At 69.8% G+C, this 15176-nt stretch carries 14 protein-coding genes; 10 read left to right on the top strand and 4 right to left on the bottom strand.

The annotated features are described in order from the left end of the window. Positions 1 to 10 precede the first annotated feature (10 nt). A complete protein-coding gene (locus ACGFYV_RS27385; RefSeq protein WP_393881138.1) occupies positions 11 to 490 on the top strand; it encodes a GNAT family N-acetyltransferase in 480 nt (159 codons plus the stop codon). A 92-nt stretch (positions 491 to 582) separates the two neighbouring features. Here ACGFYV_RS27385 and ACGFYV_RS27380 read toward each other — a convergent pair whose 3' ends face one another. Both ACGFYV_RS27380 and ACGFYV_RS27375 read right to left on the bottom strand, forming a co-directional pair. Beyond that, positions 583 to 2097, bottom strand: a complete 1515-nt coding sequence (locus ACGFYV_RS27380) for an MFS transporter (RefSeq protein WP_393881137.1) — start codon at positions 2095 to 2097, stop codon at positions 583 to 585. Positions 2098 to 2162: 65 nt separating this feature from the next. Beyond that, on the bottom strand, positions 2163 to 3245 hold the full coding sequence (locus tag ACGFYV_RS27375) for a zinc-binding dehydrogenase (protein ID WP_393881154.1): 1083 nt from the start codon (positions 3243 to 3245) through the stop codon (positions 2163 to 2165). Positions 3246 to 3571: 326 nt separating this feature from the next. Between ACGFYV_RS27375 and ACGFYV_RS27370 the strand changes: the two genes are divergently transcribed. Next, entirely contained in the window at positions 3572 to 4252 is a 681-nt protein-coding gene (locus ACGFYV_RS27370; protein WP_393881136.1) for a pentapeptide repeat-containing protein, read from the top strand. Between the two features lie 137 nt (positions 4253 to 4389). On the opposite strand, the gene ACGFYV_RS27365 is transcribed toward ACGFYV_RS27370, so the two are convergent. Then, positions 4390 to 4890 carry a hypothetical protein gene (locus ACGFYV_RS27365; protein WP_393881135.1) on the bottom strand — a complete coding sequence of 167 codons (501 nt, stop codon included), beginning with the start codon at positions 4888 to 4890 and terminating at the stop codon, positions 4390 to 4392. 190 nt (positions 4891 to 5080) lie between these two features. On the opposite strand from ACGFYV_RS27365, the gene ACGFYV_RS27360 reads away from it, so the two are divergent. The 8 genes from ACGFYV_RS27360 (at position 5081) to ACGFYV_RS27325 (ending at position 14413) form a co-directional block, all read left to right on the top strand. Beyond that, the gene (locus ACGFYV_RS27360) at positions 5081 to 5677 is read left to right on the top strand and encodes a choice-of-anchor C family protein (protein ID WP_393881134.1); all 597 of its coding nucleotides are present in this window, start codon (positions 5081 to 5083) and stop codon (positions 5675 to 5677) included. A gap of 365 nt (positions 5678 to 6042) precedes the next feature. Continuing rightward, positions 6043 to 7365 carry a fatty acid--CoA ligase family protein gene (locus tag ACGFYV_RS27355; RefSeq protein WP_393881133.1) on the top strand — a complete coding sequence of 441 codons (1323 nt, stop codon included), beginning with the start codon at positions 6043 to 6045 and terminating at the stop codon, positions 7363 to 7365. After that, positions 7362 to 8111, top strand: coding sequence for an SDR family NAD(P)-dependent oxidoreductase (locus ACGFYV_RS27350; RefSeq protein ID WP_393881132.1), 750 nt, complete (start codon positions 7362 to 7364; stop codon positions 8109 to 8111). Before ACGFYV_RS27355 ends, ACGFYV_RS27350 begins: the two co-directional genes overlap by 4 nt. Next, complete coding sequence (locus tag ACGFYV_RS27345) at positions 8105 to 8380, top strand: phosphopantetheine-binding protein (protein ID WP_393881131.1); 276 nt, start codon at positions 8105 to 8107, stop codon at positions 8378 to 8380. The genes ACGFYV_RS27350 and ACGFYV_RS27345 overlap by 7 nt, the downstream gene beginning before the upstream one ends. 20 nt (positions 8381 to 8400) lie before the next feature. Continuing rightward, positions 8401 to 9192, top strand: coding sequence for a hypothetical protein (locus ACGFYV_RS27340; RefSeq protein ID WP_393881130.1), 792 nt, complete (start codon positions 8401 to 8403; stop codon positions 9190 to 9192). Continuing rightward, the gene (locus ACGFYV_RS27335; RefSeq protein ID WP_393881129.1) at positions 9189 to 10226 is read left to right on the top strand and encodes an Inducer of phenazine A; all 1038 of its coding nucleotides are present in this window, start codon (positions 9189 to 9191) and stop codon (positions 10224 to 10226) included. Before ACGFYV_RS27340 ends, ACGFYV_RS27335 begins: the two co-directional genes overlap by 4 nt. A gap of 189 nt (positions 10227 to 10415) precedes the next feature. Beyond that, on the top strand, positions 10416 to 12548 hold the full coding sequence (locus ACGFYV_RS27330) for an iron-containing redox enzyme family protein (RefSeq protein WP_393881128.1): 2133 nt from the start codon (positions 10416 to 10418) through the stop codon (positions 12546 to 12548). Between the two features lie 29 nt (positions 12549 to 12577). Then, on the top strand, positions 12578 to 14413 hold the full coding sequence (locus ACGFYV_RS27325) for a carbamoyltransferase (RefSeq protein ID WP_393881127.1): 1836 nt from the start codon (positions 12578 to 12580) through the stop codon (positions 14411 to 14413). 216 nt (positions 14414 to 14629) lie between these two features. Here the strand turns inward: ACGFYV_RS27325 and ACGFYV_RS27320 are convergent, their stop codons facing one another. Continuing rightward, the gene (locus ACGFYV_RS27320; protein ID WP_393881126.1) at positions 14630 to 15151 is read right to left on the bottom strand and encodes a GNAT family N-acetyltransferase; all 522 of its coding nucleotides are present in this window, start codon (positions 15149 to 15151) and stop codon (positions 14630 to 14632) included. Between the last annotated feature and the right edge of the window lie 25 nt (positions 15152 to 15176).

The following is a 15176-nucleotide window of genomic DNA, read 5'->3' as shown; positions in this document are numbered from 1 at the left end:
CCCTCCCCCCATGATTCGCACCGCGACCCCGGCCGACGTCCCCGTCATCCACACCCTCATCCGCGAACTGGCCGAGTACGAGAAGGCACCGGAGGAAGCACGGGCGAGCGAGGAACAGCTACGGGAGGCCCTGTTCGGCGACCGCCCGGCGGCCTTCGCCCACATGGCCGTGGACGACACGACCGGCGAGCCGGTCGGATTCGCCCTCTGGTTCCTGAACTTCTCCACCTGGCGCGGCGTCCACGGCATCTACCTGGAAGACCTCTACGTCCGCCCCGCCGCCCGCGGCACCGGCCACGGCCGCGCCCTGCTGACCGAACTGGCCCGGATCTGCGTCGAGCGCGGCTACGAGCGCCTGGAGTGGTCGGTCCTGAACTGGAACCGCCCCGCGATCGGCTTCTACGAAACCCTGGGCGCCCGCCCACAGACCGAATGGACGGTCTACCGCCTGACGGACGGGGCGCTGACGGGGCTGGGCGCGGGGCGATAGGTACGACGACGCAGGTACGACGACGGGGGGCCGACGCTCAGCTGCGACGGATCAGGTTCGCAACGCCTCGGACTCCCGGCCGGGCGGGCGGTTCAGCTCACCGATTCCGTCACCGGGGTTTTGGCGGTCACCTCCTGGCGGGGGGATCTGGCTGTCACCAGTAGGCCCGCGGTCAGGGCGGCCAGCAGGGTGGCGCCGGCGGCCCACCAGATGGCGACCGTGTAGCCGTGCACCACGCCCGCCGCGACGACGGAGGCCTTGTCGGCGGGGTTGTGCAGGTGGGCGGTGACGTAGGCCGCGCTGCTGGTGGTGGCGATGGTGTTGAGCAGGGCCGTGCCGATCGAACCGCCGATCTGCTGGGCGCTGTTGACGGTCGCCGAGGTGACGCCGGAGTCGCGGGGGGCGACGCCGGCGGTCGCGGTGGAGAAGACCGGCATGAAGGTCAGGCCCATGCCGAGCCCCATCAGCAGCAGGGAGGGCAGGATCTCGGTGCCGTAGGAGGAGCCGACCCGCAGCCGGGTCAGCAGCATCAGGCCGGCGGAGGCCAGGAGCATGCCGGGCACCATGAGCAGGCGCGGCGGCACGCGGACCAGCAGTCGGGCCGCTATCTGCGTGGAGCCGGTGATGATCGCCGCCGTCAGCGGCAGGAAGGCCAGGCCGGCCCGGACCGGCGAGTAGCCGAGGATGATCTGCAGGTAGTAGGTCATGAACAGGAACAGCCCGAACATGCCGATCACCGCGAGCATCATCGTCAGGATCGACCCCGCGCGGTCGCGGTCCCGCAGGATGCGCAGCGGCAGCAGCGGGCTGGGCGCCCGGTTCTGCCACTGGACGAAGGCGACGAGCAGCGCCGCACCGCCCGTGAACAGGGTCAGGACCAGCGGGTCGGTCCAGCCGCGCGGCTGGGCCTCGCTGAAGCCGTAGACGATGGCCACCAGGCCGCCGCAGCCGAGCAGTACCCCGGGCACGTCGAGCCGGGCGTCGTCGCGGCGGGGGCGGTCGCGCAGCAGGGTGGCGGCGCCGACGACCGCGATGATCGCGATGGGCACGTTGACGTACAGGCACCAGCGCCAGTTCAGGTACTCGGTGAGCAGACCGCCGACGATGAACCCGATCGCCGAGCCGCTGCCGGCCAGGGCGCCGTAGATGCCGAACGCCTTGCCGCGTTCCCGGGGGTCGGTGAAGGTCGTGGTCAGCAGGGACAGCGCGGAGGGCGCGAGGACGGCGGCGAAGGCGCCCTGGAGGGCGCGGGCGCCGAAGAGCATGCCGGGCCCGGTCGCCGCGCCGCCGATCGCGGAGGCGCCGGCGAAGCCGATCAGGCCGATGACGAAGGTGCGTTTTCGTCCGGCGAGGTCGGCGACACGGCCGCCCAGCAGCAGGAGGCCGCCGAAGGCGAGGGTGTACGCGGTGATCACCCATTGCCGGTTGCCGTCGGACATGTGCAGGGCGTGTTGTGCCGAGGGGAGCGCGATGTTCACGATCGTCGCGTCCAGGACCACCATCAGCTGGGCGAGGGCGATGACGACCAGGCCCCACCACCGGCGGGGATCGGTGGCCTCGGTTCCGGTTCTCACCGGACGGGACTCACCCGTTCGGCCGATGTCCATTCGCCCAGAAGACCATGAATCAGGACGTGTCGCATCCGCGTCCGGGGGCTGTTCTCGCTGTCGCCTCACGGCTCCAGCACCACCTTTCCTGTCGTGCCGCGCGTCTGGAGCGCCCGGTGCGCGGACGCCGCCTCGGCGAGCGGGAAACGGGTGACGGCCGGGCGCAGCCGGCCCTCGGCGGCCTCGGCGAGGGCGCGCAGTTCGAGCGCGCGCAGGCCGCCTGCCTTGCGGAGCATCGCCGGGCCGAGCACGGACTCTGAGACGCCCTCGGTGAAGTGGCCCGGCTGGTCCGTGCCGGTGCCCTTGGCGTGGTGGCCTGGCTGGTTCGTGCCGGTGCCCTCGGTGAAGTGGCCCGGCTGGTTCGTGCCGGTGCCCTTGGCGTGGTGGTCCTGCCGGTCCGTGCCGGTGCCCTCGGCGGACCAGCCGAAGACCAGGTGCCGGCCGCCGGGCCCGAGCAGGGCGACCGCCTCCCGGGCGACGTCGCCGCCGACGCCGTCGTAGACGATCGTGGCGGGCCTGCCCCGCAGGTGGGCGCGGACCTCGGCGGGCCAGCCGGGGGCGGTGTAGTCGACCGCGACGTCGGCGCCCTCGGCGCGGACCAGGGCGGTCTTGCGGGCCCCGCCCGCGAGGCCCACCACGGTGGCTCCGGCGTTCTTGGCGTACTGCACGAGCAGGGTGCCGATGCCGCCCGCTGCCGCCGGTACGACGACCACGTCGTCCGGCCCCGGCTCGGCGAACCCCACGATCCCCAGCGCCGTACGCCCCGTGCCGATCATCGCGACCGCCTCGGCGAAGCCGAGCCCCTCCGGGACCTCGTGGAGGCGGTCGGCGCCGGTGACCACCAGTTCGGCGTAGCCCCCGGGCGCGAAGCCCAGGTGCGCGACGACCCGCTTGCCGAGCCACGCCCCGTCCACGCCGTCGCCGAGGGCGTCCACGACACCGGCGACCTCGCGGCCCGGGACCGTCGGCAGGGCCGGCAGTTCGGGCAACGGTCCGCGCTGCCCCTCCCGCAGGGCGGTGTCGAGCAGGTGGACCCCGGCCGCGGCCACGGCGATCCGTACCTCACCGGGGCCCGGGACCGGGTCCTCGGTCTTCTCGTAGGTCAGGTTCTCGGCCGGTCCGAAGGCGTGCAGGCGCACGGCGCGCATGGGTCCCCCACTCGTCGTGATGTCCGTTTCCGGGGCCCACTCTTCGACCTCAAGCATGCTTGAGGTCAAGGACGGGCCGGCCGAGGATCAGGGACACCGCGGTGACGTTGCCGACGACGGTGATGCGATGGCGATGCATGCTGCTTGGCCCCCTGGGTGCGCGGCTTGTCCGGTCTGCCGGACATCCGCTGCCGGGTGTCCGTCGGTCGACGTCCGTGAGTGAGACGGACCGAGCGCACCGGAATGTGACATCGCCGAGGTGGGAGACGGTGTGCCGGGGGAGGTCGTGGCAGAGGATTGTCAGTGGCGGGGTGCAGCATGGGGGCATGGCGAGGAGAGCGACGGGCACACGCGGGGCGGGGCCGAAGGGCGCACGGAGTCCGGAGGTGCGGCTGCCACCCCTGAGACCCTGGCCGGGCGGGGAGCTGGAGCCGGACGGTGACTACGACGGGCTGGAGTTCGCCGCGGTCGACCTGTCCGGGCACGACGGCGCGGGCGCCCGCTTCATGGACTGCTCGCTGGCCGACTGCGCGCTGGGCGAGACGGCGCTGGGCCGGGCCCGGTTTCTCGACTCCGTCCTCACCGGTCCGCGAGGGGTCGGCACGCACCTCGCCGAGTCCACCTTCCGTGACGTCGAGGTGTACGACGCCCGGCTCGGCGGCACGCAGATGCACGGCGCCGTCCTGGAGAGAGTGCTGATCCGGGGTGGAAAGATCGACTACCTCAACCTCCGCGAGGCCCGCCTGAAGGACGTCGTCTTCGAGTCCTGCGTCCTGGTCGAGCCGGACTTCGCCGGCGCCCGTCTGGAGCGGGTCGAGTTCGTCGACTGCGCCGTGAAGGGGGCCGACTTCGGCGGGGCGAGTCTGAAGGACGTGGACCTGCGCGGGGCCGCACCGCTGGAGATCGTCCGGGGGCTGGACCGGCTGTCCGGGGCGGTGATCAGTACGGGGCAACTACTTGATCTGGCCCCGGTGCTGGCGGCGGAGCTGGGGATCAGGGTGGAGTGAGGCGCGTTCGAGGTGGAGCGAGGCGCGTTCGGGGTGGGGTGAGGCGCGTTCGGGGTGGGGTGAAGTGCGTTCGGGGTGGAGTGAGGCGCGTTCGGGGTGGAGTGAGGTGCGTTCGGGGTGGAGTGAAGCCGGTGGGGTCATGACACCCGGGGGAAGCGGGCCTGCAGCGTCCAGATCGCCGGGTTCTCCGCGAGGTCCTCGTGGAGGTCGGTCAGGTCGGCGATCAGATCGTGCAGGAAGTCCCGTGCCTCGCGCCGCAGTTCGGCGTGCGAGAAGCTGAGCGGTGACTCCTCGGCCGGCAGCCAGTCGGAGGCGATGTCGACCCAACCGAAGCGGCGCTCGAAGAGCATGCGGTCGGTGGACTCGGTGAAGTCCAGTTCCGCGTGCTGCGGCCGGGAGGCCCGGGAGCCCATGGGGTCCCGGTCCAGCTCCTCCGCGATGTCGCACAGCGCCCACGCGAAGTCCAGCACCGGCACCCATCCCCAGGCTGTGGACAGCTCCCGGTCCGTCTTCGTGTCCGCGAGATAGACGTCCCCGCAGAACAGGTCGTACCGCAGGGCGTGGACGTCCGCGGTCCGGTAGTCGGTCTGCGGCGGGTCGGGGAAGCGGTTGGAGAGGGCGTAGCCGATGTCGAGCACGCAGGAGATGGTGTCACGTCGAGAGCCCGGTTCCGGACGCCAAACGGCTTCCGGTGGTGCGGGAGGTATGACAGCGGTCGTTTCGGCCGGCATACGCCTCCGCGCACCGCTTCGTGATCCTTGTGTGCGCCGGATGACGATCAGGACAGTTGGCACTGCTCAACCGGCTCTCGTCCTCCAGGAGGAACACATGGCAGTTGCCCGTACGACCCTCGTCGCTGTCGCCGCCGCGGCTCTCCTCTCCGCCGGCTCCGGCTTCGCTCTCGCCGCACCCACGGCGGCGGTGAGCCGGTTCGACGACGGCAGCTTCGAGTACCCCGCGGCACCGGCGAACGCCTTCTCCACCCTCGCCGCGGGGCAGTCCATCGGACCGTGGAAGGTCACGAGCGGCGCGGTGGATCTGATCGGCGCCGGCTTCTGGCAAGCCGCCGAGGGCGACCAGTCCGTCGACCTCAACGCCACCGAGGCCGGAGCGGTGGCGCAGACCTTCGCCACGACACCGGGCCGGACGTACACCGTGACGTATTCACTCGCCGCGAATCCGGCGGGCGGGCCCGCGGTGAAGACCGGGCGCGTCCTGCTGGACGGGCAGAACATCCAGGACTTCTCCTTCGACTCCACCGGTAAGACTCGCGCCGCCATGGGCTACGTGACACGCCAGGTCACCTTCGTCGCGGGCGCCGCCTCCACGACCATCGGATTCGCCAGCACCGTGCCCGGGGCCTACGGACCGGTCATCGACGACGTCCGCGTCCAGACCTGCTGCCCGTGCTCCTGCGACAGCTGACGGCGGTCGGGACGACCCCCGCCGGCATGACCCCGTCGGCATGACCCCCGCCGGCATGACCCCGTCGGCATGACCCCCGCCGGCATGACCCCGCCGGCGCCCGAGTGATCTGTCCGATACCCAACGGGAGTTGAGTGGTCCGGGCCCTGCCGCCCGGCGCTTCGGGCGCCGCGGCAGGGCACCGGACTTTGGCCGGTTCCAAACCCTTCACGTTCCTTCGCTGCCCGTAGGCCTCGCCCGTTGCCTGAAGGTTCATACAACCTCTCGGCCGGTGTGTCGCCAGGAAGCGCAGGGAAACCCTTGGGGCGGAGTGAGATTCGGCCACGCCCTCGGAGGGTGCCGTGATACCTCGCCTGCTGGCGAAAATGGTGGATCTGGGTGACACCGACGCAATGGTGCACAGGAACCGGACGTACAGCTACCGGGACATTCTGCAATTCATCGAAGAATGGCGCCTTTTCCTGGATTTCCACGAGGTCCGCGGGGGAGAGGTGGTGACCCTGGAAGGAGACTGTTCTCCGCAGGTCGTCGCCGGCCTGCTCGCCCTGGCCGAACGCGCTGTGATCGTGGTCCCGTTACGTGAGCCGACCGACCTCAAGAGGGCGGAGTACCTCACGGTCTCCGAGGCCGAGGTGACCGTAAGAGTCGGTGCGGACGGCGGCATTCGGGCGGACCGCACGGGCCGGGCGGCGGAAAACGAACTCTATGACCGGCTGCGCGAAGACGGCCGCGCGGGCCTGGTGCTGTTCAGTTCGGGAACCACCGGACGCAGCAAGGGATCCGTACTGGACATAGGGAAGATGCTCGGCCGGTACAGGGCGGGAGGAACGGCCCGGAGAATCGTCTCTTTCCTGAGTGTGGACCACATCGGCGGCGTCAACACCGTGCTGCACACGCTCAGCACCGGAGGCACCCTGGTCTGTGTCCAGGAGCGTGCTCCGGACGCGGTGTTCTCCGCGATAGCGGCGCACGGGGCCGAGGTACTGCCCACCACGCCCACCTTTCTCAACATGGCCTTGATCGCCGATGTCGCCGGGCGATACGAGACACCCTCGCTGAGTCTGATCACATACGGCACGGAACCCATGCCGCAAAGGACTCTCGAACGACTTCGGCGAGAATTCCCCCACGTACGTCTCAAGCAGACGTACGGTCTGTCCGAACTCGGCATTCTCCCCACCAGGTCCAGAAGCGACGGGGAACTGTGGCTGAAACTCGGGGGACCGGGATTCGACTGCAAGATCGTCGATGACGTGCTGTGGATCCGCTCGGACATGGCCATGCTCGGGTATCTGAACGCACCCTCGCCCGTCGACGCCGAAGGGTTCTTCAACACCCAGGACGTCGTGGTGTGCGACGGGGAATGGGTCCGGGTTCTCGGACGCCGCTCGGAGATCATCAACGTGGGCGGCGAGAAGGTGTACCCGAGCGAGGTCGAGAACGTACTGCTGGAGATCCCCAACGTGGCCGAGGCCACGGTCAGCGGTCGTCGGAGCCCGGTGACCGGCATGGTGGTGAAGGCGACCGTGCTGCTCGCCCGGGAGGAGGACGAACGCACGGTCGTCCGGCGGGTGCGTGAATACTGCGGGCAGCGGCTGGAGCCGTTCAAGGTGCCCGCCCTGGTGGAGGTGTCCACGGCACACCACCACTCCGACCGCTACAAGAAGATCCGAGGGGCGTCCTCATGACCCGCCCGGAGGAATCCGGCGGTGCGGTGGCGGTCGTCAGCGGTGGCAGCCGGGGCCTGGGCAGGCTCGTGGTCGAGCGGCTTCTCGGCGAGGGCTGGCGGGTCGCGGCCTTCAGCCGGTCGACGAACGCGTTCGTCGAGGACACGCTCGCCGCGCATCCGGACCGCTTCTGGTGGCAGTCCGTCGACCTCGCCGACCCCCGGCGCACGCGGGACTTCGCGTCCGGGGCGGCCAAGCGGTTCGGCCGGATCGACCTGCTGCTCAACAACGCCGGCCTGCTCGGCAGGCAGGAACTGCTCCTGACCACCGCGGTCAGCCGCACCCAGGAACTCATCGCCGCGAACCTGACCGGGCCGATCGTCCTGACCCAGGCGTGCGCCAAGGTGATGGCCCGCCAGAACAGCGGAACGATCCTGAACGTCTCCTCGGTCAACGCGGTACGGGGCTACCGCGGCGCCGCGGTGTACGCGGCGGCCAAGGCCGGACTCGACGGCTTCAGCCGGAGCCTGGCACGTGAACTCGGCCCCCTGGGCATCCGCGTCAATTCGATCGTGCCCGGCTATTTCGAAAGCGACATGACGACCGTCGTCACGGACGAAAGCCGGGAGCGGATCAGACGGCGGACCCCGCTCGGCCGCCTGGCGGACATGGAGGAGATCGTCGACGCCATCTCCTTTCTCGTCTCGCCCCGATCATCCTTCATCACCGGCCAGACGCTCATAGTCGACGGAGGCATCACATGCTGAACACGACCGGCGACATCACCGCCTCGGTCCACGAGACGATCAACGAGATCCTGCGTGACGCCGACGTCGATCCCATGGAATTCACCGGTTCGGAGAGGCTCGCCGATCTCGGTTTCACCTCTCTCCTGCTCGCACGGCTGATCATCCACCTGGAAACCGTCTTCGACGCCGATCCTTTCGAGGAGAAGTTCGTCGTCTCGGACATCCGCACCGTGGATGAGCTGATCTCCGCCTACCGGCAGACGATCGACGGCTCCGTCGCGTCCTGAACGTAAGGAACCACTTCGCCATGTCCCAAGACGTCCTGGTGGTCGTGGGAAACCAGTTCGCGGATTTCCGGACCAACCGCGGCACGGTGAGCGCGTCGGAGCTTCTTGAACGGTTACGTGCACAAGCCGTTCCGTATCCGCTGCACGTGTCCGTCGGACAGGGGCTGCTCGCGGGGCAGCTCGCCGAACTGAAGACCTACGCCGCCCCCGGGCGCGGCCCGCTCGTCCTCCACCAGGACGACGTGCCCGAACCCGCGGAGCACCGGGTCGTCCGCCCGCGGCACCCCCGGACCGCCCTGCTCGGACCGGTGGAGCGCGTCGCCGAAGGGCACTTCGTCGCTCCCCTGCTGCTCGACGAGCGGATCGATCCGCTGCAGGACCGCTTGAGCAGCCAGCACATCTCGGGCATCACCCTGCTCGAAGCGGCCCGGCAGACATGGAACCTGGTGACCGATCAGTACCTGCTCGACGCCGAGCGGCGGACGCGGTACGTGATCAGCGAGGTCCGTGAGATCAGAGCGGTGTACCACCGCTATCTCTTCCCGCTGCCGGCGACCGTGGAGTTCCTGCTGAGGGAGAGGGACCCCGGCCCGTTCGGCGAGAGCATCGCGTTCACCGTGTCCTTCCGGCAGAACGGCCGGCTCACCACCGAGGTGTTCGCGGAGATACGGGTCCTGCCCGAGCCCCTGGCCCGGAAACAGGAATCCCTGGCCGCCCGCCAGGCACTCCACGACGAACTCGAACGCACCCGGCAGGGCGCCACCGCTACCGCGGTCAGACGGACGAACACGCCGACAGGAGACGCCCCGTGAGACTTCGCCGTTACGAACTCACCCCGCAGATGCAGCAGTACGACGATTTCGACGACCGCGGGATGGCGCATTACCTGCCCTACCTCATGTACTTCCACCGCACCGACTACCACTCCGACGTCCTGAACACCGACCGGCTGGGGTTCCGGATCTCGTACGGGGCCACCGAGAACGCGTCGGTCGCTCAGCAGCCGTCACAGGGTCCGGTCAAGCTGTTCGTCGGCAGTTCCACCGCGTTCGGCATCGGGGCCACCAGCGACGCCGCGACCATCTCCTCCCGGCTGTGGACCCGTTACGCGCCGTCGGTCCCCTGGCTCAACTTCGGTGGACGCAGCTACAACTCCACCCAGGAGCTGATGCTCTTCACTCTCCACCTGCACCTGTTGCCGCCGGTCGAGGAAATCGTGATCATGTCCGGCTTCAACAACCTGGCCCTCAGCCGGCTGCCCGCCGGCCAGCAGGGCGAGCACGGCGCGTTCTTCTTCTGCGGTGAGTACTACGAGCAGATGGCGGAGCTGCGCCGGCGCCACAGCAAGGTCCGGCCCGGCCTCGGACGCCTCACCGGCCGCAAGTCGCCGACGGCTGAGGACGAGGACGACTCCACCGTTCCCGACACACCGGAACTGATCTCCCGGGCCGTCGAACTGACCGCCCGCCACCTGGCGGTGTGGCGCCGGCTCGCCGCCGCCACCGGCGCGCGGGTCTCCTTCGTTCTGCAGCCCCTGGCGACCTGGGTGCGGGAAGAGCACGCCCCGCAGGAAGCGACCCTGTTCAAGGAACTCGACAAGATGTCCAAGCTCGGCATTTTCGAGGACCTCTTCGGCGACACGGTGACCATGGAGAACGGTCGCGCGTACGCCGAGGCGCTGCGAGTCGCCTGCGAGAAGCAGAACGTGTCCTTCCTCGACCTCAATCCGGTACTGGCCGAGGCCGCCACGGCCCAGGACTGGCTCTATGTGGACCGCGCGCACTGCACCGACCACGGCTACGACCTGGTCGCACGGCTTCTCGCCGAGCGCCTGGACCTGCGCTGAATCCCTGGAAAACCCGCTCGGAGAACCGCAGGAAGCGAGGGAGGCCATCGTGGCGACCATACGGAAGATCCTGGCCCGGTTGTTCGGACGCAGGCGGGGCCGCGGAAAGAAGCAGGACGCGTCCATATACCCCATGTTCTGAACACCCCCATGTCCCGAGAGCGCGGACAGGAGGCACGAGGTGCACACATGGTGACGTCGCCGGCCACAGGCGTGAGCCGTGGCTCCGATTCACCCGACGGAGCCCGGACGCTCTACGCGTACGCGTCCGATCCGGAAGGACGTTTCCCGCCCGGGAACTTCGTCACGGAACTCCGGCACGAGCTGGACCGGGTGGCACGCCTGTCACCGGCCCCCGAGGGGCTCGACGCAGGTGAACGGCAGGCCGCCGCCTGGTCCGCCGAGGAGGCCCGGCGGTACCGGGTCCTGTACGACTCGGCCCCCGGCGACGCACGGCAGGTCCTCGTGGACAGGGCGGTCCTGGCCTGCGCACCGCTGGCGCTGGTCTCCGGTGCCTGGCTGCAGTGGCTGAGCGATCCGGGGAACGCGGACAGCGCGCACGCACTGCGCGTCCTCACCCTGTACGCGGGCGACGTCGGTGTCGGCCATCCGCGGGCGTCGCGGGGCAGCGCCTACGGGGAACTGCTACGCCGGCTCGAACTGTGTGACCACGCGGTGCCGGTCACCCGGCTCGCCCTCGAACGCCGCGTCAAGGACCGGGACTTCCGCCTGCCGGCCCTGCTGCTGGCGGCGAGCCGCCATCCCGACGAGTTCCGGGAGGAGATCCTCGGTGCCGACCTGTGTCTGCGCTCCGTGGGACTGCTGCCTGCGCTCGGCTTCGTGCGGGACGTGCTGGGCGGCGGGACCGACTGGAGCGCCGTCGACCCGAGCACGGCACGGCGGGAAAAGCAGTCGGCCCGAAGTCTCTGCCGGGACGCGGCCGAGGCGCTGATCGCCGAGAAGGGTCCTGGCGCCGAGGACCGGATTGGGCGGGGATTCTCCTGGGCCCTGGCCACGGTGCGCCGGTGGAGTGAGGCTCTGCACGAAGAACTCACCGCCTCCCTGGACCCCGCTCACGACATGCGTGAACTCCTGCGGCGGCGTGCCCGCGCCGCCGGTGTCTACCACCGCCGCTTCGAACTAGAGGGCCGTCCTCTGTCGGACTGGCTGCGGGAGTGCCGTACCGATCCGGGCCCCCTGCTGGACGTCCTCGCCACCAGCCGCCTGGTCAGACCGGGCAAGCCCCAGTCGAGTCCCCTGGTCAACGCGCTGGTCGGCGAGAACGGGCCGATGTTCCGCGTGTTCAGCCCGGAGGATCTGGCCGTCGTCCGCCGCTGGATCGCCTCGCTGCCCGCTGCCCCTGGCGGCGGCGCGAAACCCCCGAGGCAGGACGTCGAGTCCCCCTGCCCGTCCCCGCCGGGGACCGGTCCGGAGGGGACCGCACCGTCCGGGCTGAGGGAGGCGTACCACCAACTGCAGAGCCGCGACGGCACCGAGGCGCTGCGCCGCTTCGCCGCCGGGTACGTGCGCCGCCGGCTCGGCAGGTCACGCCAGGGGATCGACCGGTGTGCCCTGCCGTTGCCGGACCGGTGGGCCGACGAGGGGCTGCGCCCCTGGCTGCTGGAACAGCACGACCGCCACAGCGCCGAGTTCGAGGAGTCGACGGACTTCCCGCTGCCCTCACGCGAGGAACTGATCGACTCCACGGTGCAACTGGCCCCGCTGACCCTGATCGACGGCAGCTGGCTCAGGGGATTCACGGACTACGAGTACGCGTCGTCCGACGTCGGGCACTTCCTCTTCGAGACGTACTGGGACGAGCTCGGAAACGGCGAGATGAAGCTGAACCATCCGCTCATCTACCGGGAGATCCTGGACCAGATGGACGTGAGAGTGCCACTGACCGGCACCCGTGAATTCTCCGAATGGCCCGGATTCAGGAATTCCTCGTTCGAGCTGCCGGTGTACTGGCTGAGCATCGGCCGGTTCCCGAGGTCGTTCCAACCGGAGATCCTCGGGCTGAATCTCGCCATGGAACTCTCCGGAGTGGGCGGTTCGTACCGGCGGGGCCACATCGCGCTGAAGGCGCACGGGTTCAGCACCCGCTTCGTGGACATCCACAACACGATCGACAACGTCGAGACCGGCCATTCGGCGTGGGCCGCCGACGCCGTCGACGCCTACATGTCCACGCTTCCCCGCTCCGGCCCGGACGACGTCCGGCGAAAGGCCTGGGACCGGATCCGCACCGGATACCGGTCGCTGAATCCCCCGAGCGGAATTCTGGCGCACTGGTCCGGGCGCCTCAGACGGTACTCCTGAAGTTCACGATCAGCGAAAGGAGTGGATTCATGGGCGACCTGATACTGGGCATCTCGGCCTTTTACCACGACAGCGCCGCCGCGCTCGTCGCGGACGGCCGCATTGTCGCGGCCGCGCAGGAGGAGCGTTTCAGCCGACGCCGTCACGACCCTTCCTTCCCCGCGAAGGCCGTCGAATACTGCCTGCGCGAGGCCGGAACGGATCTGCGAGGTGTGTCGGCGGTGGCCTACTACGAGGACTCCGCGCTGAAGTTCCGCCGGGTCATGGCGACGCACCTGGGGTCGGCTCCGTTCGGCTTCGCCTCCTTCCGGGACACCGTGCCGGCCTGGCTCGACTGGAAGCTCGACGTCGCCAGGACCGTGCGGCGAGAACTCGGCGGACTCGGCCTGGGACCGGTGCCCGCGATCGAGCACCGCCGCCACCACGAGTCGCACGCGGCCTCGGCGTTCCTCCCCAGCCCGTACGAATCCGCGGCCGTCCTGTGCGTCGACGGGGTGGGGGAGTGGGCCACCACCACCCTGTGGCACGGCCAGGGAAACGATCTGCGCAGCGTCGCCGAGTTGAAGTTCCCCCACTCGCTCGGGCTGCTGTACTCCGCCTTCACCTACTTCTGCGGCTTCAAGGTCGACTCGGGCGAGTACAAACTCATGGGCCTCGCCCCCTACGGCGTCCCCCGCTACGCCGCGCTGATCCGCGAGAAGCTGATCGACATCAAGCCCGACGGCTCGTTCCGCCTGAACGTACGGTACTTCTCCTACCTGCGGGGACAGGTCATGACGGGAGCCGCCTTCGAGCGGCTCTTCGACGGCCCCCGCCGACAGCCCGAAGCCCCCCTCACCGAGCGGGAATTCGACCTGGCGGCCTCCGTGCAGGAAGTCACCGAGGAAGTGATGCTCCGGCTCGCCCGCACCGCCCGGCGGGTGACGGGGGAGAGCCGGCTCTGCCTGGCCGGCGGCGTGGCGCTCAACTGTGTGGCCAACGGCAGGATCATCGACGAGCAGATCTTCGACGAGGTGTGGATCCAGCCCGCCGCGGGTGACGCGGGAGGCGCGCTCGGAGCCGCTCTGAGCGTCGCCGCGGAACGCGGCGCGGAGCGCGTCCGGTTGGGCAGCGGCAAGGACGCCATGTCGGGCTCGCTGCTCGGCCCGTCCTATTCCGACGACGAGATCGAGGCGTTCCTCAAGGACCGGTCGATCCCGTGCACGCGCCTCGAACCCGACCGTCTCGCCCATGACGTCGCCGGTCGTCTCGCCGAAGGAGCCGTCGTCGGCTGGTTCCAGGGAAGGATGGAGTTCGGTCCGCGGGCCCTCGGCGCCCGGTCGATCCTCGGCGACCCCCGCAATCCCTCCATGCAGTCCGAGATGAACCTGAAGATCAAGTTTCGGGAGTCCTTCCGGCCGTTCGCGCCGGCGGTGCTCGCCACGGAGGCCAAGGACTACTTCGCGGTGCGCCAGGACAGCCCGTACATGCTGGTGGTCAGCCAGATCGCCGACGGCCAGCTGACGGAGAGCGGGACGACGGACGGCGTCACGGGGCTCGACCTGCTCCGGGTACCCAGATCCACCATCCCCGCGGTCACCCATGTCGACCGCTCGGCCCGGGTGCAGACGGTCGGCGAGGACGTCAACCCCGCCTACCACCGGCTGCTGTCCGCGTTCAAGGAGGCGACCGGCTGCCCGGTGCTGATCAACACGTCGTTCAACGTGCGCGGTGAACCGATCGTCGAGTCCCCCGAGCAGGCCTACACCTGCTTCATGCGGACCGGCATCGATGTGCTCGTCCTCGGCGGCTTCCTGCTGGAGAAGCGCGAGCAGCCTGCGTGGCGCGAGGAAGGCGACTGGCGCGAGGACATCCCCCTGGACTGACGCCGCCCGAAGGCACCCTTGAGCCTCCCGAAGGCACCCTTGAGCTGCCTGAAATCACCCGTGAGCCGCCTGAAGGCCCCCTGGAAGGAAGGACGTATCCGTCATGCGCACCGTGCTGCTCTTCCTCGTGTACACCCTGCTGATCACGCCGATCGGCCTTGTGATGCGCGTCTTCGACCGACCGCTGGCCCGCCGCAGGCGACCGGCGGCGGACAGCTACTGGACGCCGGCCGCGAGTTCCTTGCGCAGCACGGCGCAGGGGCGGCCGAGGGCGTGGTCGGTGCGCTGATCGATGACGCGGTAGCCCAGGGCGGTCCAGAAGGCCAGGCCCTTCGGGTTGTTGTCGAGGACGGCGAGCCGTACGGCCCGGTGGCCGACGGCACGGAAACGGTCCTCGACAAGGGCTGCCGCGCGTCGGCCGTACCCCTTGCTCTGCTCGCTCGCGCGGACCATCAGCAGCCCGATCCACGGGTCGGGGTCGGCCGGGTCGGGGTGGCGGGCGAGCGTGATCACGACGGCGACGAGCAGGCCCTCGGCGCGCGCGAGCAGCACCTCGGCGTCGGGGTGGGCCAGTTCGTCGGCCAGGGCGACGGCCACCTGCTCGGGGCGTACGTCGTCCGGATCCGGGAAGTCCCCGCTGAGCGCGTGGAACTCGCGGTTCGAGGCGTACAGCGCCGTCAGTTCGGTGAGCAGCGGGGCCGGGATGTCACGGCCCGGCGGCAGGGGCTGAAGGATCACGCGGGCACGGTAACGCGGGAGCGAG

The sequence above is a fragment of the Streptomyces sp. NPDC048297 genome, assembly GCF_043201585.1.
Taxonomy (GTDB): domain Bacteria; phylum Actinomycetota; class Actinomycetes; order Streptomycetales; family Streptomycetaceae; genus Streptomyces.
The sequence above is the reverse complement of the archived record's forward strand: the minus strand, read 5'-3'. Positions and strand labels throughout refer to the sequence as shown.